Here is a 17,660-nt window from a genome sequence, read left to right on the forward strand (position 1 = left end):
TGCTCTTCCCGGTCGGAGACACGTTGCACGGCGGCCCCGGGCACGGCGAAGGCCCGCATCACCCGGAAGCCAGATACTTGCTTCGTCAAGTACATAACCGGCCTGCCGCGCATGTCAACCCGGCCACGACCGTCCCGGCCCTGCTCCGTGCGCCGCCGTGGTCAGGCCTCCTGCGGTCGCATCAGTGCCAGGTCCGCGCCCCACGCGTCCAGCACGGCGCCGTGCCCGGCCCGGCGGGCCGCCGTCTCGACGCAGGCGAAGAGCTCCCGCTGCGCGGACACGTCCCCGGTCGCCGCAATGGTGTCCGCGGCGTCGAGCAGCATGCGGGCGTCCCAGCCGGGCAGGGGGAACCTGGCGAGTTCCCACTCCAGGTACTTGTTGTACGGGCGGGGGCGCCGGTCGAGGGCGAAGAGCAGTTCCAGCAGGAACCCGATGCTGTCGGCGGCGTCGAGCCGCGCCGCGAGCACGTGTCCGTCGCGGTCGTTCTTGAGCGAGCGGTAGAGGGAGTTGGCGTAGGCGTCGAGCCACCGGCCCGCGTCCCGGGACGCCTCGACGGCGTCGAGCCGCGCCTTGGCGGCCACGATCCGGGCGATCCCGCCCCCGAGCCGGTCGAGCACGGTCCGGGCGCGCGCGAGGGCGTACCGCTCGAACCCCGGCATTCCGGCCGCGCGGAACTCCTCGAGGGAGACGATGACGAGGTCCAGCTCCGGTGTGCGGTGTCCTGCGAAGCGCGTGAGAGCCGTCGTCGCTCCGTCAGCGACGACGACGTACAGGTCGTGGTCGGAGTGTTCGGTGGCCATGCCCTCGTGGGCCCGTGAGCCTTTGAGGACGAGTCCGACGACAGCCGGGTCGGCGGTCGCGATGTCGACGAACGCTTCGTAGGTGAGGGGCTGCCGAGAGGTCACTCACTCGCTCCGGGGGTGAGAAAGGTGTGCCCGGGCCTGGGCCGGTTACGCCCAGACGCGGGACGCGTAGTCGAGGAAGTTGCGGCCGAGGATCTTCTCGATGCGCTCGGAACGGTACCCGCGGCGTTCCAGGAGGCGGACGAGTTCCCGGAACTGGTCGACGCCACGGAGGTCGACGACGAACGGGAAGGTGTCGGCGCGTTCGCCCGCGGCGCCGACGCCCGCCTCGCGGCGCCGGCCGACGTGTTCGGCGAGGGCGGTGCGGTAGGCGTCGAGGTCGTCGACGGGGGTGATGGTGCCGTCGGTGCCGATGCCGACGTGGTCCTCGCCGCAGACGTTGACCGCGTGGTCGATGTGCTCCACGACGTCGGCGGCGCGGGCGTGGCCGGACGGGTTGAGGAAGGGCATGAAGTAGATGCCCACGAAGCCGCCGCGGGAGGCGACGAGGCGGAGTTCCTCGTCGGTCTTGTTGCGGGGCAGGTCGGTGAGGGCCCGGCAGCCGGTGTGGTTGACGGAGACGGGCTGCCGGGAGGTCTTGGCGGCCTCCAGGCAGGTGCGTTCGCCGCTGTGGGAGAGGTCGACCATCACCTGCTGGTCGTTGAGCGCCTCGACGACCTCGTGGCCGAAGGGGGTCAGCCCTCGGTTGGCGGGGGCCATCGATCCGTCGCCGATGTGGTTGGCCTGGTTGTACGTCAGCTGGATGACGCGGACGCCCGCCTCGGCGAAGGTGGCGACGCGTCCGGGGTCCTCGCCGACGGCCACGGCGTTCTGGAAGCCGTAGATGACGCCGATCCTGCCGTCGGCGTGGGCGCGGTGGACGTCGGCGACGGTGCGGACCTTGGTGAGGTCGGCCGGGTGGTCGCCGATGATGGCGTCCCAGACGTCGATCTCGCGCAGGGTGTGCTCGTACGGGGGCAGGTCACCCATCGTGTAGCCGAGGGTGATGTTGACGGCGGTGAGGCCGGAGGCGTGGGCGTCGGCGAGGGCGCGGGCGTCGATGGTGAGCTGGTCGCTGGAGGGGTTGAGGTGGGCCGCGGCTTCGGCGGACGCGGGGGCGTTGGGGTTGTCGAGCTGACCCAGCGCGTTGACGATCACGGGGGTGGGGTTCACCGGCGCTCCTCGGACTCGGCGCGGTCGAAGCGGTGTCCGCGCTTGACGGTCAGGGTGACGCTGCGCAGGTTGGCGATGTCGCGCAGCGGATCCTCGTCCAGGACGACGAAGTTGGCCAGCTTTCCGGGTTCGACGCTGCCCATGGAGTCCTCGGTGCCGGCGGCACGGGCGCCGATGAGCGTGGCCGAGCGCAGGACGTCCGCGATGGGGATGCCGCAGCGTTCGACGAGGAAGGCCAGTTCGTCGTGGAGGGCCGGGAAGGCGGCCCCGGGGGCGGTCTCGTGGTCGGTGCCGGTGGAGATGGCCACGCCCGCCCGGTGGGCCTGGGCGGTGACGGCGGCGGCGAGCGCGGTGTTCGCGCGGGCCCGGGCGGCGTCCTCGGGTCCCCCGCCGGCCAGTTCGTCGCTCTCCCACATGCAGGCGGTGGCGTCCAGGACGGTGCCGCGCCGGCGCATGAGGGCGAAGAGCCGGTCCAGGTGCGGGTCGTCCCCGGCGGTGAACCGGGCGTGGTCGACGGGGGGTTTGCTCTTGTAGCTGGTGAGCCCGTCGGGGGCGCCCTCGAAGGCGAGCAGGGTGACGTGGGAGACCGTGTCGACACCGGCGGCGACGACCTGGCCGGGCGTCGCCGGGAACACGGTGGCGTGCGCCCAGACGGGGATGCCCTGGCGGTGGGCCTCGGCGGTGACGGCGGCGACCAGGTCCGCGTCGAGGTCCGCGTAGACCTTGATGGCCGCGGCGTACGTACCGCGGGCCATGGCGACCGCGAGGGGCAGGTCGGTGGCGGCGGTGACGGCCTGCATCCAGGGCACCTCGCCGGGCACGGCGCCCTGGGAGACCTGGTGGGTGCGCGGGTCGTCGAAGAACCCGGGGCCCGCCATCAGGGCGGCGTAGCGGATGTCGGGGCCGGGGATCTCGCCGACGAGGGTGGCACGGGCGAGGTCGCCGATCTGCCGCAGGTCGTCGGCCATGTCCCGGACGGCGGTGATGCCGCTGTGGACGTGACGGCGCAACGCCGCCTCGGCCGCGGGACGGTCGGGCGGGGTGGCGAGGTGCTGGTGGGTGTCGATCAGCCCGGGGATGACGAAGCGTCCGTCGAGGTCGAAAACCCGGGCGCCCTCGGGGAGCCGGGAGGCGAGGTCGGCGTCGGGCGCGACCGCGGTGACCTTCTGCCCGTCGGTGACGATGGTCGCGGGCCGGGGCGGCCGGCCGGTGCCGTCGAAGAGGGTCGCGCCGCGGTAGACCGCGGTCGTGCCCGCGGCGGGCGCCGCGTAGGGGGTGGGGGCGCCCCGGGACTGGTCGGCCATGCTCACCTCGACTGTTGCAACCTGCGTAACATCTGTATCGTCTGGAGAAACGCTCGGTACTGTACTGCAGCCGCCGGAGATCGAGAAGGAGTGGCCGCGATGCCCGAGGCCCCGCGTACCGCGGTGGACAAGGCGCTCGACCTCGTCGAGGCCGTCACCCGTGCGCCGCGTCCCGTCCGCCTGACGGACCTGGCCGGCGAGGTCGGCCTGCACCGCGCGACGGCCTACCGGATCCTGCTGGACCTGGTGCGCAGGGGCTGGGTGCTGCGGGCGGGTGACCGTTATCTGCCCGGCACCGCGGTGCTGCGGATGTCGGCGGCCGCGGCGGGGAACTCCCTGAACGCCCTGGCCCGCCCGGTGCTGCAGGAGCTGTCCGACCTCACCGGGATGATGGTCAACCTGCAGGTGCCGGAGGCCGACCGGGCCCGGGTGATCGACGTCGTCCGACCCGAACGCCTGGCCATGATCAGCCACTTGCTGGGCGAGGCGCTGCCGGTGCACCGCTTCGCCGGGCCGCTGGCGCTGGTCGCGGCACTCGACCCGGCGGCACGCGCGCCCTACTTGCGTCCCGCCGAGGCCGAAGGGCACCCGCTCGACGGGGACGACGGACTGCTGGCCGACATCGCACGGACGGCGCGGACGGGGGTGGCCGTGGAGCGCGGACGCAACGAGAAGCTGGTCGCCTCGATCAGCCGCGCCGTGACGCCCGGCCCGGGCGCCCCCGTCTGCGCGCTCACCGTCGTCGGGCCGGACGCGGAGTTCGGTCAGGCCCGGCTGCCCGCCCTGGAGCAGGCGCTGCGTGACGCCACCGACGAGCTCCGGCGCATTCTGACCGATCCTCAGGGAGCCACGTCATGAGCGGTCTCCTCGTCCTCGACCGGGCGCAGACCCGGGCCGCGCTCGACGCCCGCCGCGTCGTCGACGCCGTGGCCACGGCCCTCGTCGCGATCAGCCGCGGCGAGGTGTCGGCGCCGCCGCGGATCGCGGCGCGCACCCCGGCCGGGTTGCTGGGCGCGATGCCGGGCCATGTTCCGGGGCTGGGCCTGGCGGCGAAGCTGGTGTCGGTCTTCGGCGATCCGGCGCTGCCCGGGCGCAGTGCGCACCGGGGCATGGTCGCGTTGTTCGACGAGCACGACGGGCGCCCGCTGGCCCTGATGGACGCCGAGTCGCTGACGGCGGTGCGCACCGCCGCGGCGGCCACGCTGGGGGCGCGGGCGCTGGCCCGCCCCGGGGCGCTGCGTCACACCGTGGTCGGCACCGGGGCCCAGGCCCGCGCCCAGATCGACCTGCTGGCGGAACTCCACCCGGCCGCGGAGGTCGTCGTCGCCGGCCGTGACCCGCGGGGCGCCCTTGAGGCCGCGGCCCGCCACCCGGGGGCGCGCGTGGCGGAGGGCATCGAGGAGGCGGTGCGCGGGGCCGACGTCGTCTTCTGCTGCACCGGGGCGACGCGTCCGGTCGTACGCCGCTCGTGGCTCGCGCCGGGCACGCACGTGAGCTCCGTCGGCGGTTCCCACGGCCCCGAACTCGACGCGGAGACCGTTCGGGACGCCGCGCTGTTCGCCGAGTGGCCCGGCGCCGCCGGTTCCCCTCCCCCGGCCGGGGCCCACGAACTGCAGGGTCTCTCCCCCGGCCGGGAGGTCGTCCTGCTCGGCTCCGTGCTCGCCGGTGACCACCCCGGACGCGGCGAGGCCGGCGGGCTGACCGTCTTCAAGTCCACGGGGCACGCGGCGCTCGACGTGGCCGCCGCCCATGTCGTCCACGCCGTCGCGCGTGCGGAGGAACTGGGCACGACCGTGGACATTTGACATCCTCCCTGCCCTGAAGGACGGGGATTCCTGGCTCACGTGGGCTGGGGACCAGCGGTCCGCCAGCGCTTACACGATCAGCACCAGCCGGGTTGAGACCAGCCCGGACGCGGGCGGAGTTCTTGTCCCTGGGAGACACGGCTCCGCACGCGGTGCAGGTGTAAGTACGTTCCGAGAGTGGGAGTGCGTGCTTGGTTCTCGCTCCGCACGACGCGCAGTCCATGGTGGTGTGCGCGGGATGCACCAGGCGGACGTCCCGCCCGTGCTTGCGGCCCATCTCGATCAGCGCCGTCTTGGTGGCACCGATCGCAGCGTCCGCCGCCTTGCGCGCCATCGTGGTCTTCGCAAGGAACCTCGGACAGAAGTCCTCCACCGCGATGACATCGTGGTCGCGCACGACGCGCTTGGTGCGGGCAGTGTCCTGCCGCCGACGGGCGATCTTCCTGGACACCTTCGCGGCGGCCCGGCGGGCCTTGCCGTAGCCACCGGTGTGAGGCTTGTTCCTCGGCGTACGCCGACGGGCCATCATCTTCTGGTACCGCGCGAGGCGCTGCGCGGCGGTCTTCCCGTGCTGGGCGTGTGGCAGGTCGTGGGCGTCGCTGGTGGTCGTCGCGGTCTCCTTGACGCCCCAGTCGATACCGATCACCGCGCCGGTGGCGGGCAGCGGCTGCACCTCGACGGACACAACGAACGAGGCGTACCAGTGCCCCACGGCGTCGCGGTACACGCGTACCGACGTGGGGACTGCGGGCAGGTCGCGCGACCACACCACCCTCACAACGATTCCGCCCGCCAGGTGCAGACGTCCGTCCTTCAGCCTAAAACCCCGGGCGGTGTAGTTCAGCGACGGTGCGGCCTCGCGCTTGCGCTTGATCCGGGGCATCCCGGCCCGCTGCCTCATCGGCAGCCGCGCCGCGATGTCCTTCAACGCCTTGGCACGGGACTTCGCGAAGTCCCGGATGATCTGCTGCTGCGGCACCGAGCTGCCCGCCCGCAGCCACGCCATCGACCGCCGGGCCTCGGTCAGCATCCTGTCGAGCTGCGCGGGGCCGCACGTGATCTTCTGCTCGGCACTCCTGTTCAGGCCGTGGACCTTGCGGGACACGGCCACGCACTCGTTCCACACCCACCGGCAACGCGCCCACTCCGCCTCCAGACCGGCACGCGCCGTGGACGACACACGCAACCTGTAGGTGTACCGGGCATGCCCGCACCCCTGCCCGGTCAACGCTGTCGTCGTCACGCTGCGGAACCTAACAGCGCCCACTGACAACGAAAGAGAACGCAGCTCAGAACCGAGACGCAGAGAACTCCGTCGCTTCACGGCTCCCACCCAAGCACCAACACCTCCCCGGCCTGAAAGCCCGGGCACCCTGGGAGACACCAGGTGCACGATTCCTACCGCAAGAGACCAGGAGCGCGAGCCTTGCAGCAGCCACAGCAACCGTCACAGCACCGGGCACAGCGGCAGCCACTGGACGGCGTCACCGTCGTCTCCCTGGAGCAGGCCGTCGCCGCGCCGTTCGCGACCCGTCAGCTGGCGGACCTCGGCGCACGGGTGATCAAGGTCGAGCGGCCCGGCGGCGACTTCGCGCGGGAGTACGACAAGGCCGCCAAGGGTGAGTCCGCGTACTTCGTCTGGTGCAACCGCGGCAAGGAGAGCGTGGTCCTGGACCTCAAGGAGGAGGGCGACCGCGCGCTGCTCGACCGGATCCTGGCGGAGGCGGACGTCTTCGTGCAGAACCTCGCCCCCGGTGCCGCCGGGCGGCTGGGCCTGGGCGCGGAGGCGCTGCGCGCGCGGCATCCGCGGCTGATCTGGTGCGGTGTGTCGGGCTACGGCAACGACGGGCCCTACGCGGCGAAGAAGGCGTTCGACCTGCTGGTGCAGTGCGAGTCGGGGCTGGTGTCGCTCACGGGCACGCCGGACAGCCCCGCGCGGGCCGGGATCTCCATCGCCGACATCGCGGCGGGGATGTACGCGTACACCGGCGTCCTGACCGCGCTGTACGAGCGTGAACGCACCGGCGAAGGCAGCGCGTTCGACGTGGCGATGCTCGACGCGCTCGGCGAGTGGCTGGGGCAGCCCCTCTTCCACGGCCTGTACGGGAGCGCGCCGCTGACCCGCAGCGGCGCCCGGCACCCGTCGATCTCGCCGTACGGCCACTACCGGGCGGGCGACGGCGGGGAGGTCTTCGTCAGCGTGCAGAGCGACCGCGACTGGGTCGCCCTGTGCGAGAAGGTGCTGGAGCGGCCCGGGCTGGTCCGTGATCCGCGGTTCGCGGACAATCCGCTGCGCCACGCCCACGACGACGAGCTCACCGCGATCCTGGAGGAGCACTTCGCCGCCTTCACCGCCGACGAGGTCCTGGAACGCCTGGACGGCGCCGGGATCGCGAACGCCCGGCTGCGGTCGGTCGCGGAGTTCGCGGCCCACCCGCAGCTCGAGGCCCGCGACCGCTGGCGGGAGTTCGGCACGCCGTCCGGCCCGCTGCGCGGGCTGCTGCCGCCGGTGACGGTACGCGGCCGCGAGGCCCTGATGGGTCCTGTCCCGGCGCTGGGCGAGCACACGGACGCCGTTCGCGCCGAGTTCCGCGGCGCACGGGAGGGGACGGAGGGCGGTCGGTGAGCGACCACACGGCGATCGCGTCGGATCGACGGCTCGTCCCCCAGCCCGAGCTCACGGGCCCAGGCACGTCGCGCTGCGGGTCAGGGAGCAGGTGACGAAGGCCCGCGGATGACCATCGGTGCTGCGGCCTCGGCGCGGGCGCGAGCCGTGGCGCTCTCGACCTCGTCACGGGTGACTTCCATGTAAAAGCGTTCCCCATGGGCGTCGGTGATGTCGATGACGATGCCGGTCCACTCCTCGGCGGGCTCCTCGGGTACATGCCCGAGCTGGTATTCGGCCTCCCGAAGCAGTTCCTCGGTCACCCGGACCCCGGTCAGCCGCTCGGCGAGGGCAAAGGCCGCGGCCTTGGTGTCGACGCCCCCGCCTGTCCCGTATTCGTCGTCCGACAGCGCCCATCCGACCTCGAGGATCGACGCGTTGAGGGCATCGGGGGTACTGCCTGCCCTGACTGTGGGCCGCTCGAACGTGGTCCGGAGTTCCCCGTCCTCATACCAGTGGAAGAAGTCCATGGGCTTGCCTCCGTTGCTGGAGTGCACCACGGCGCGCCCGCCCGCCGACAGGGCCTCCAGGAAGCGCGGCTGCATCCCCGTGCCCCCCTCTCCGACGTGCAGGACGAGCGTCCAGTCGCCGCCTTCACCCGGGACGGTGAACGCGCCCGCGACGAAGGAGTCGTCCCAGTAGTCCATCGGGTCGCGCAGTTCGTCCTGCCGCTCGATCAGCGCGTCGGCTCCCGTACATGTGCCCTGGGGCTCCGCCCCCATCACTCGCAGCACCTCCCCCGGGGTGACACCCCGCGCCAGGGTCAGGGTGTACCCACACTCCAGCGCGTAGCCGAACAACGGAGAGGAACGTATCCAGGCATGGTCATGTGCGGTCGCCGAGGTCATGCATCACAGTCTGCCCGCCGCCACCGACAGGGCCGCGAAAGGGGCCCGGCGTCGGCACAGCTCGCGGTCCTTGCCGTAGACAGTGTCTACGGGCTGCTGGTAGACACTCCCCATGACCGATGGCGGCTCCCTGCGGGAGCGACTTGTCGATGCCGGCGTGGACCTCGTACTGGCCGGGGGCACCGCGTCGGTGGGGCTGCGCGAGATCGCACGGCGGGCGGGGGTGTCGCACGGCGCGCCGCGGCGCCACTTCCCCACGCACGATTCCCTGCTGTCGGCGATCGCCCGGCGCGGATTCGAGGACCTGCACGCGCGCTTCGCGACCGCGACCGCCACCGCGGACGCGGCAGCACCGCGTGCCCAACTGGCGGCCGCCGCACGGGCGTACGTCGGGTACGCGCTGGACCACCGCGGCATGTTCGAGCTGATGTTCCGCCACGACCTGCTGGACGGCGCGCCGCAGGGGGACGGCGGTCCGCGGCTAAGGGAGACGTCGCTGCCCCTCTTCGAGGCCCTCGTCGAGCTCGTCACCCGGTGCCGGGCCGAGCAGGACGCCGCCGTGGTGGCCACCGCGCCGCCCGCCCCGGTGACGGCCGCCGCCCTCTGGTCGAACCTGCACGGGCTCGTCCAGCTGTGGACCTGGGGCAGTCTCCAGGTCGTCCTGGGCGCCGACGACCCGGGCGAGGAGTCGCTGCGCCACGAGCAACTCCTCACTGCCGTCCTCGACGCCCACCTCGGGCCGGTGCCCGCGTGATCTCCCCCGCGCGGCAGCGGCTCGCGCTGGCGGCGAGCGTCGCAGGGGCCGCGGTCGTCGCCCTCGACGGTGGCGTCCTGCTGGTGGCGCAGCCCAGCCTGCAGCGGGATCTCGGTGCGAGCGTCGCCGAGGTCCAGTGGACCAGCACGGGCTACCTGGTGGCGGTGGCGGCACTGCTCGTGCTCGCGGGCCGGCTCGGGGACCGCTACGGGCACCGGCGCCTGCTCTGCGCCGGCGTGCTGGGTTTCGGGGCGGCGTCGGCCGGGATCGCCGTCGCGGGCGGCGTCGGGTGGGTCATCGCCCTGCGCGTGGCCCAGGGCGTGTTCGGCGCGCTCCTGCAACCCGCGACGCTGGCGCTGCTGCGGCTGGCCTACCCCGAGGACCGGCTGGGACGGCCGATCGCCGTCCGGACGAGCGCGCTCGCGGTGGCCGCGGGGGCCGGTCCCGTCCTCGGCGGCCTCGTCGTGGCGCACCTGGGATGGCGCGCGGTGTTCTGGATCAATGTCCCCCTCGCGCTGGCGATCGCCGTGCTCACGCTCGCCGTCCGGGTGCCCGTGCCGCAGCGGCCGGACGACGGCGGAGGCAGGGTCGGCATGGCCGGGGCGGCCCTGCTCGCGCTGGCGCTCGCGGCCCTCGTCCACGCCCTGGCGGGCATACCCGAGCGGGGGTGGACGGCTGCCGGTACGGTGCTCGAAGTCCTCGCCGTGGCGGGCGCCCTCGCGCTGCTCGTCGCGTACGAGCGGCATGCGAAGCATCCCAACGTGCCCCGCGCGGTGGCCCGTTCTGTGCCCGTGACGGCGTCCGTCGCCATCCTGCTGGTGACGACCGCGGGGCTGTTCGGCACATTGTTCCGGGCCACGTTCTACCTGCAGGACGTGCTGCGTCTCGACCCGCTGGCCACGGGTCTGAGGGTGCTCCCGCTGACGGCGCTCATGGTGCTCGGCGCACCCGTCGCGAGTGCCGCGCTGCGCCGCTACGGCCCGCGCCGTACCGCCCTGTGCGGCACGCTCCTGGTCGTCCTGGGCATCACGCTGCTCTCGCGGTCCGGGCCGGGCAGCGCGTGGGCCGCCATGGCCGCCGCGTTCGCCGTGCTCGGCGCGGGCTTCGCCACCGTCATGGTGACCGCCACCGCTTCCGTGGTCGGCGACGCGCCGCCCGGGTACGCCGGGGTCGTCGGAGGCCTGAAGCAGACGGCGATGAACGTCGGCCCCACCCTCGGCATCGCGGTCGCGGCCGGCACCACGGGTACGGCCGGGGTGCCGGGCGCGACGATGAGCACCACCCTCGTCCTCCTCGCCGGGCTCACCGCGCTCGGCCTGCTCCCGGCGTCGCTGCTGCCCCGGCCCGCACGGGCATCGGCCTCGCCGGCCGGCCCACCGGCTCGGAGACGTCGAGGACCACTGCTGAACGCCGCCGCCCCGGCCGGCCGCACGGGGAGGTGCGGCCGGCCGGGGCGGGTCGTACCGGCCGGGGTCAGGCGCCGGCGCGGTAGGTCGAGGTGAACGTCCAGTCGCCGGAACCGACTTCGTAGATCCGCTCCCCGTCGGCGGAGCGGACGAAGCGGGCACCCTTGGGCGCGGCCACGTCACCGGAGGTCACCGGCACGTGCACCTCGGCCGTGGTGCCCGCGGGTACGGTGAGCCGCAGCCGGTACGCGTCCCCGTCCAGGCGCCAGGAGGTGCCGGCGGTGCCGTACGGGGTGCGGTACGAGCCGGAGGCGGAGGTGAGGCCGGCGACGAGGGCCGGGTCGACGAGGAGTTCGCGGTAGCCGATGGAGCCGGGTGCCTGCTGGATGCCCGCGAGGCGGGCGGTGAACCAGGCGTCGATGGCGCCCAGCATGAAGTGGTTCTGGGACTGGCCGGGGCCGCCGTCCCAGCTCTCGCCGAGCGTGGTGTTGCCGTGCAGCACCTGGTAGCCGTAGCTGGGGCTGGTGGTCTGGGTGGCGATCCGGCCGACGACGTCGTCGTGCCCGGACTCCGAGAGCACCCGGAAGGCGGCGGGCAGCGAGATCTCCCCCAGGTTCAGGTGGAAGTCCGCCGCCTCGACGCTCGCGACGAAGTGGCCGAGCAGCCGGTCGCGCTGGTCGGCCGGGACGGCTCCCATGTCGAGGGCGAGCGCCTCCGCGCCGTGCCCGCCGCCGCCGAAGGTGCCCTGCGCGGGGTCGTAGTACTTGTCCGCGAGGGCTTTGGCGCTCGCGTCGGCCTTGGCGCGGTACCCGGCCGCGGCGTCCTGGTCGCCCAGGAGCGCGGCTATGCGGCTCATGGCGTCGACGACGCGCCAGTAGCCGTAGGTGCCGGCCACCGCGCGGGGGAAGGTGGTGTCCGGGGTGAACCAGTCGCCGAGGCCGTAGTCGAGGATGCCGCCGGAGACCTTCTCCTCCAGGAAGGTCACGTACTTCCGCATCTGCGGGTAGTAGGTGGCGAGGGTCTCCTGGTCGCCGTAGGTGGTGTAGAGCTGCCACGGCACCAGGACGAAGGCACCGCCCCAGTTGGAGTCGTTGCGGTAGCCGCCGGGCAGGGCCGTGTACTCCGGGGTGGTGGAGGTGATCAGGCCCTCGGGGGTCTGGCCGTCGGCCATGTCGCGGACGATCTTGCGGAGCTGGGACTCCATGTCGTAGTTCGCGGCGAGGGTGGGGAAGACGAGCTGGTCCTGCTCCAGCCAGCCGAGCTTCTCGCGGCTCGGGCAGTCGGTGAGGACGCTCATCATGTTGCCCTCGATGGAGCGGCGGATGAGGGAGTGGATGCCGTTGACCAGGTCGTTGGAACTGGTGAAGTCACCGGCCGAGGTGTTGTCGGTGTGCAGCACCTTGCCGCGGACGGTCACCGTCGCCCCGGCGGGCAGGCCCTTCAGCTCCAGGTAGCGGAAGCCGTGGTAGCCGTACTCGGGGTGCCAGGTCTCGGCACCGGAGCCGCTCGTGGTGTAGCTGTCCCACAGGGGCCCGCCGACGTTGCTGATGGACTGGAAGGCGTGACCGTCCTTCAGGCTCTCGGCGGGCACGATGCGGACGGTGGTGCCGGCGGGTGCCCGCACCGTGATCTCGGGCCAGCCGGCGATGTTGCGGCCCAGGTCGAAGACCCGGCTGCCCTCGGCGCCGGGCACCTCCTTGCCGGTGAGGGTCTCGACGACCCGGATCGGCTCGGTCTCGCGGGCGCTGAGCAGGGCGGGCGCGTCCGCGGTGCCGGGACCGGCGACGGTCACGGCCTTGTCCCAGCCGGCGCGGCTGCCGCGGGGTTCGTCCCAGTGCGGAACGGCGCGGCGCGCGTCGTAGTCCTCGCCGCCGTACCAGTTGGAGGACGTGGTGGGGCCGAGCGTGGTGCGCCAGTCGTCGCCGCTGCCGATGCGGCGGACGGTGCCGTCGGCGAGGGTGACCTCCAACTGGGCGATCAGCTTGGGGTCGCTGATGTTGCCGTAGAGCTTGCGGTAGCGGTCCGCGGTGCTGACGACGTTCGAGATGCCGTTGCCGACGGAGACGCCGACGGTGTTGCCGCCGGTGCGCAGCAGGTCGGTGACGTCGTAGGTGGCGTACTGGACGCGCTTGGTGAAGGTGGTGTTGGCGGGTTCGAGGACGGCGTCGCCGACCTGCCTGCCGTTGATGGTGGCGTCGTAGACGCCGAGGCCCGATACGTACAGGCGGGCGCTGCGCACGTGCTTCGGCAGGGCGAAGTCCTTGGTGAACAGGGGCAGTCCGGACGGCAGCCAGGGCTTCGGCGGCTGCCGGCCGGTGACGGCCGCGGCCTGGGTGAAGGGCCCGGTGGGGGTGTCGGCGGTGGCGAGGGTGTAGTCGGTGGGGAAGCCGGGGACGCGGCCGTCGTCGGTGAGGACGTCGGCGCGGGGGTAGAGGGCGACCTGATCGAAGGTCTTCGCGGACTTCAGGTCGAGGGTGAGCGTGACGGGCTGCTGGGAGACGTCCGGTCCGGTGTGCGCCGCGCTGGAGTAGCCGGCGGCGGTCTGGAGGCCGCTGTTGGGCAGGCCGTCCACGGCGAGGGCCGGTTCCCAGGTCTTGCGGAGGGTGGTGGACTCGGACGCGGTGACGGCGGCACCCTTGGCGAGACCCGTGGTGCCGGAGGCCGCGTCGCGGACGTCGATCTCGCCGAGCTGCAGGCGCCAGGTGCGGCCGGGGAAGTCCTCCTGCAGGGGCAGGCCGAGGCGGGTGACGTCGAGGCGGAGGTAGCGGGCCGTGGTGCGGGGCAGTGTGACGACCACGGGGGTGACGTCGCGTTTGCCGAGCTGCCAGTCGGCGTTGGTGATCCAGTCGGCCTGCCAGTCGCCGCTCTTGGTCAGGCCCGTCTCGAAGGACGCGGGCGTGCTCCAGTCGGCGGTGTGGTCCGCGCCGTGCGAGCCCGTGGCGGACCAGAGCATGACGCGCCAGTAGACCCGGGTGCGGGAGCCGAGCTGCTTGCCGGCGTAGACGGTCTGCGGGACGGCGGATGCAACCTTGCCGGAGTCCCACAGGTCGGGGCGGCCCTGCCGGAGCCTGGTGGGCGAGGTGGCGGCCTGGACCCGGTAGGCGGTCTGGACGAGCCCCGGTGAGCGGCCGGTGAGGGCCCAGCTCAGTTCGGGGGTGGTGTCGTCGATGCCCAGGGCCTGGGTGAGCTTCTGGGTGCGCAGGGCGGTCGCGGTCAGCGACGCGGGGGCGCCGGCCTCCGCGGTGACGGCGGTGGGCAGGATCGTGACGAGCGCGGTGAGACCGGTCGCGAGGGCGAGGGCCGGGGTACGCCTGGTGCCTGTGCGCGGGGGTCGGGGCATGCGGGTGCTCCTTGACGGCGGTGCTGTGGGCGGGGGCTGCGGGTCCGTCGCTGCGGGGGACGGCACGTCAGATCCGGCGCAGGGTGGTGGTGACCTCGCGGTACGGGCGCAGGGTGACCGGGCCGAGGAGTCCGGACGGCAGGGGCTTGTTGCGCTCGTTCGACAGGGTGTTGGACACCCGCACCGTGAGGGTGTTCCGGCCCGGGCGCAGCAGCTCCGTCACGTCGGTGGTGTACGGGGCCCATGGCAGCGGGGGCAGTTCGGTTCCGTTGACGGCGACCGAGGCGGCCTCCCTGACCTGGCCGAGGTCGAGGCGGAAGCCCCGGCCGTCGAGCGTCCCGGCGTCGAGGACGAGTTCGGTGGTGTAGGTGCCGCTGCCGGAGAACAGCGGTTCCACGGTCGTCCAGCTGCCGAGCGGGCCCGTGACCGGCGTGGCTCCGGCGCGCTGCAGGGTGAGCGTCCAGTCGCCGGCCACGGGGAGCGGGGCGAGCGGGTCGGTGACGCGTACCGTGCCCCGGTAGGTGCGGCCGCCGTCGGTGCCGGTGAGGACGTGGTCGCCGGGCGCGTCGAGGACGGCGGTGACGCGCAGGGTCTGGCCGGCGGCCTTGACGGAGGCGATGGACGCTGCGGGCAGGGTGCTGTCCGTGAGGTGCGGAGCTTCCTTCGCGCCGGCGCGCACGACGACGGCGAGGGTCTCGTACGGGGCGAGCCGAAGCGGCAGGCGGATGCCACCGTGCTTCTGCTCCCGGTGGACGGGCGCGGGGCGCACGGTGCCGGTGACGGGGTCCCAGAGTTCGGGGGCGCCGGTGGCGGGGAGCACGGCGACGGTGTCGACCTGCGCGGCGCTCTCGTTGTTGAGGAGGAAGGCGACGTCCTTGCCGCGCGTGGTGCGCAGCACCCGTACGGCCGGCGCCCGCGGTTCGAGGACGGCCGCGGCGACTCCCGCCTCCCGTGCCGCGTCCCCGAGGGCGGCGGAGTCCGCGACGCGGACGGCGGTTCCCGCGCCGACGCGGTGGCTGCCGGGGACGGTGTCGCCGAAGAGGCCGTTCAGCGCGCGCTCCAGGCTGCGGTCGCGCCCGCCGGCGTCCTCCTGGGGCAGGGTGCCGACGGCGACGACGGTGCCGCCCTGCCGGGCGAAGGCCTCGAGGCGGGTGACGGCGGCGGCGTCGAGGGTCGGGGTGACGGGGAGGACGGCCAGGTCGTAGCCGGCCTCGCCGACGACGAGCCGTCCCTGGTGGACGCGGGCGTGGGCGAGCAGCTCCGGGTCCCCGGAGAGGGCGCCCTCGTGGACGAGGTCGAAGTCGACCTGGGCGCTCTCCAGTGCGTACGCGGCGTCGGTGAAGGCGCCGTCGACCTCGCCCTGGCGGGTGGTGCCGCGCCACTGCTCGGCGGCCCGCTGCGGCTGGATCAGGGCGGTACGGGCGCCGGAGGTGCCGCGGGCGACCTCCATGACGCGGCCGATCCAGTCGGCGATCGGCTCCATCGCCCACCACCAGGGTGCGCGCGGCCCGAACGGCGGCGGGAAGAAGACACGTTGCTCGTCGGTCCACAGGGCGTGCAGCACGGTGAGGTTGACGCCGCGGGCGGCGTTCGCGCCGACCAGGGCCCGTACGAAGTCGGGCGCGACCTGCCAGCCCATGTTGCCGAAGCACTCCAGCAGGGCCCGGTCGCGGCCCATCTGGTGGGCGACGCTGACCGGGTTGCGGGGGATCATGGTGGGCTGTCCCGCCACGTACTCGGCGGTGATGATGTCGCCGCCGGGCACCTGCGCCCACTGGTGGACCTTGTGCAGGTCGCCGGTGGAGACGATCCGCTTGGAGGGCGAGGTCTCGTCGTACAGCGGGTTGGTGATGAGTGCGACGCCGCGCCCGGCGTACCACTGGGACTGCTTGCGGAAGTAGCCGGCGAAGCGGTCCGAGACGGCCTGCCAGTAGCGGCCCCGGGTGATGCGGCCGGTACGGCCGAGGTCGTCGAAGGCCGTCGCGTAGGCGGTGCCGGGCTCGGTGCCGGCCTTCCGCAGGGCCGCGGCCAGGGTGGGCGACCACGGGAGGCGCTTGAAGTGCGCCTCGGCGGAGGCGAAGAACGGCTCGTCGTCCCAGAAGCCGGGGATGACGTTGCCGAAGTAGCGGGCGAACCTGCGGTGGTACTCGCCGGGCACGATGTCGAGGAACAGCTCCACCGGCTCGTCGTCGAGGAGGTCGACGTAGCTGCGGCTGTAGCCCTGGGAGTCGTCGACCAGCGGGGTGCCGCCGAACACGTCGATCAGCCAGTCGCCCTCGGGGACGCGCCAGGTGCGGCCTTCACCGAGTTCCCCGGTGAGTTCGACGACCTGGTCGCTGGAGGTGGCGCCGACCGGGCGGGCGGCGGCCGCGGCGGGGATCGCGGCGCCGGCGGGCGGGATCCGGGCGGGGAAGTCGCCCGCGGCGGCGGGGTCGCCGAAGGCGGTCCGGGTGTGGAGGGCGGTGCCGTCGGCCGCGGTCACGACCAGGCTCGCCCACAGGGCGCGCTGCGTCCCGGTGGCACGGACGCCGACGCCGCCGGCGGGGTGCGTGGTGTCGGTGACGGTGCCCTTGGCCTTGCCGTCGAGGGTCACGGTCAGGGTGGAGCCGCTGACGGTCACGGCGAGGGTGTGGAACTTGGTCTTGTTGAAGCCGTCGGTGCGCATGGAGCGGGCGAGCTCGACGGGGTCCCGGTCCTCCGCGAGGAGCGACACGGTGACCACGCCGGTCTGGTCGAACTCGACGGCGTAGCCCGCGGTGCCGTCGGCGGCGGCGCGTACGACGAGCCCGGCGGACACCTGGTCGGCCCGGGCGCTGCCGGTGACGGTGTAGTCGCGCCACTCATCTCCCCCGCGCAGCACGGCCGCGCCGCCCAGGACCGCGGCGTCGGCGACCAGCGAGGTGGTGTCCACGCCGACGCCGGTGGTGGTGCGCAGGTCGATGGTGGCGGGTCCGGAGACGACGGTGCTGGACCGCCACAGGGCCTTCAGCCGCAGGTCGGGGCGGGGCTCGTAGGTGCGTGAGCCGACCTGGCCGCCCTTGACGATGTACTCGCCGGATCGTCCGCTGGGGAAGTGGTCGTCGTTGAAGATCCACACCCGCATGCCGGTCTTCTCGGCGGTCCGCAGGACGTGGCCGACGATCGCGAACCATTCCTCGCTGAAGAAGACCGGCTGCATCTCCGCGTTGTCGAACGGGAAGAGCACGACCTCGTACATCCCCTTGTCCCGCAGGTCCGCCATCTGGGCGTCGACGAGCTCCGGGGTGACGGGGCCGTTCCAGTACCAGTAGACCGTCGGGCGGCTGTCCCTGGCGGGGTCGGCGAAGCGGGCGGGCGACCAGGTCGTCCCCGTCGCACCGTGGTGCTGCTGCGCGGCGTACGCGGGGAGCGGCAGGCCGGAGGCGAGCGCGGCTCCGGTCATCCCTGCGGCGGCCACGAAACGGCGTCTGGACAGGGGGAGTTCAGGCATGGCGGTACTCCGTGAGGTGAGGGCGGGTGCAAGCGGGTGGGCGGGCCGGGGCGC

12 protein-coding genes are annotated in these 17,660 nt (G+C 73.3%); 5 read left to right on the forward strand and 7 right to left on the reverse strand.

The genetic code is table 11. The annotated features are described in order from the left end of the window. Window positions 1-161: 161 nt before the first annotated feature. The 3 genes from ABZ312_RS29085 to ABZ312_RS29095 are packed head-to-tail and all read right to left on the reverse strand — an operon-like array spanning window position 162 to window position 3,319. The gene (locus ABZ312_RS29085) at window positions 162-905 is read right to left on the reverse strand and encodes a hypothetical protein (protein ID WP_500439093.1); all 744 of its coding nucleotides are present in this window, start codon (window positions 903-905) and stop codon (window positions 162-164) included. A 45-nt stretch (window positions 906-950) separates the two neighbouring features. Beyond that, window positions 951-2,015, reverse strand: a complete 1,065-nt coding sequence (locus tag ABZ312_RS29090) for a dipeptidase (RefSeq protein ID WP_500439094.1) — start codon at window positions 2,013-2,015, stop codon at window positions 951-953. Beyond that, window positions 2,012-3,319, reverse strand: a complete 1,308-nt coding sequence (locus ABZ312_RS29095; protein ID WP_500439095.1) for an amidohydrolase family protein — start codon at window positions 3,317-3,319, stop codon at window positions 2,012-2,014. The genes ABZ312_RS29090 and ABZ312_RS29095 overlap by 4 nt, the downstream gene beginning before the upstream one ends. Window positions 3,320-3,418: 99 nt before the next feature. Here ABZ312_RS29095 and ABZ312_RS29100 point away from each other — a divergent pair, with 99 nt between their 5' ends. Together ABZ312_RS29100 and ABZ312_RS29105 are read left to right on the forward strand one after the other, a co-directional pair. Then, a complete protein-coding gene (locus ABZ312_RS29100) occupies window positions 3,419-4,177 on the forward strand; it encodes an IclR family transcriptional regulator (protein WP_500439096.1) in 759 nt (252 codons plus the stop codon). Then, complete coding sequence (locus ABZ312_RS29105) at window positions 4,174-5,124, forward strand: ornithine cyclodeaminase family protein (RefSeq protein WP_500439097.1); 951 nt, start codon at window positions 4,174-4,176, stop codon at window positions 5,122-5,124. The genes ABZ312_RS29100 and ABZ312_RS29105 overlap by 4 nt, the downstream gene beginning before the upstream one ends. Here ABZ312_RS29105 and ABZ312_RS29110 read toward each other — a convergent pair. Next, the gene (locus tag ABZ312_RS29110) at window positions 5,027-6,367 is read right to left on the reverse strand and encodes an RNA-guided endonuclease InsQ/TnpB family protein (protein WP_500439109.1); all 1,341 of its coding nucleotides are present in this window, start codon (window positions 6,365-6,367) and stop codon (window positions 5,027-5,029) included. The two genes, ABZ312_RS29105 and ABZ312_RS29110, sit on opposite strands and share 98 nt — an antisense overlap. 183 nt (window positions 6,368-6,550) lie before the next feature. Here ABZ312_RS29110 and ABZ312_RS29115 point away from each other — a divergent pair, with 183 nt between their 5' ends. Continuing rightward, complete coding sequence (locus tag ABZ312_RS29115; protein ID WP_500328848.1) at window positions 6,551-7,750, forward strand: CaiB/BaiF CoA transferase family protein; 1,200 nt, start codon at window positions 6,551-6,553, stop codon at window positions 7,748-7,750. A gap of 80 nt (window positions 7,751-7,830) precedes the next feature. Here the strand turns inward: ABZ312_RS29115 and ABZ312_RS29120 are convergent, their stop codons facing one another. Continuing rightward, window positions 7,831-8,637: a DUF6461 domain-containing protein gene (locus tag ABZ312_RS29120; RefSeq protein ID WP_500328849.1), complete on the reverse strand. Its 807-nt coding sequence runs from the start codon at window positions 8,635-8,637 to the stop codon at window positions 7,831-7,833. Window positions 8,638-8,749: 112 nt separating this feature from the next. Between ABZ312_RS29120 and ABZ312_RS29125 the strand changes: the two genes are divergently transcribed. Further along, complete coding sequence (locus ABZ312_RS29125; RefSeq protein ID WP_500357957.1) at window positions 8,750-9,391, forward strand: TetR/AcrR family transcriptional regulator; 642 nt, start codon at window positions 8,750-8,752, stop codon at window positions 9,389-9,391. After that, window positions 9,388-10,893, forward strand: coding sequence for an MFS transporter (locus ABZ312_RS29130; protein WP_500328851.1), 1,506 nt, complete (start codon window positions 9,388-9,390; stop codon window positions 10,891-10,893). Before ABZ312_RS29125 ends, ABZ312_RS29130 begins: the two co-directional genes overlap by 4 nt. Here ABZ312_RS29130 and ABZ312_RS29135 read toward each other — a convergent pair. Together ABZ312_RS29135 and ABZ312_RS29140 are read right to left on the reverse strand one after the other, a co-directional pair. Further along, window positions 10,865-14,137: a family 78 glycoside hydrolase catalytic domain gene (locus ABZ312_RS29135; protein WP_500439098.1), complete on the reverse strand. Its 3,273-nt coding sequence runs from the start codon at window positions 14,135-14,137 to the stop codon at window positions 10,865-10,867. The genes ABZ312_RS29130 and ABZ312_RS29135 overlap by 29 nt on opposite strands. Before the next feature lie 67 nt (window positions 14,138-14,204). Further along, complete coding sequence (locus ABZ312_RS29140; RefSeq protein ID WP_500439099.1) at window positions 14,205-17,606, reverse strand: glycosylhydrolase-like jelly roll fold domain-containing protein; 3,402 nt, start codon at window positions 17,604-17,606, stop codon at window positions 14,205-14,207. Window positions 17,607-17,660: the final 54 nt, after the last annotated feature.

Source organism: Streptomyces sp. NPDC006207 (genome assembly GCF_040613835.1).
Taxonomy (GTDB): Bacteria; Actinomycetota; Actinomycetes; order Streptomycetales; family Streptomycetaceae; genus Actinacidiphila.

What these genes read in the sequence shown, in the direction of transcription:
- ABZ312_RS29095 (WP_500439095.1), bottom strand. Translation starts at nt 3,319, where the DNA reads ATGGCCGACCAGTCCCGGGGCGCCCCCACCCCCTACGCGGCGCCCGCC.
- ABZ312_RS29100 (WP_500439096.1), top strand. Translation starts at nt 3,419, where the DNA reads ATGCCCGAGGCCCCGCGTACCGCGGTGGACAAGGCGCTCGACCTCGTC.
- ABZ312_RS29105 (WP_500439097.1), top strand. Translation starts at nt 4,174, where the DNA reads ATGAGCGGTCTCCTCGTCCTCGACCGGGCGCAGACCCGGGCCGCGCTC.
- ABZ312_RS29120 (WP_500328849.1), bottom strand. Translation starts at nt 8,637, where the DNA reads ATGACCTCGGCGACCGCACATGACCATGCCTGGATACGTTCCTCTCCG.
- ABZ312_RS29125 (WP_500357957.1), top strand. Translation starts at nt 8,750, where the DNA reads ATGACCGATGGCGGCTCCCTGCGGGAGCGACTTGTCGATGCCGGCGTG.
- ABZ312_RS29135 (WP_500439098.1), bottom strand. Translation starts at nt 14,137, where the DNA reads ATGCCCCGACCCCCGCGCACAGGCACCAGGCGTACCCCGGCCCTCGCC.
- ABZ312_RS29140 (WP_500439099.1), bottom strand. Translation starts at nt 17,606, where the DNA reads ATGCCTGAACTCCCCCTGTCCAGACGCCGTTTCGTGGCCGCCGCAGGG.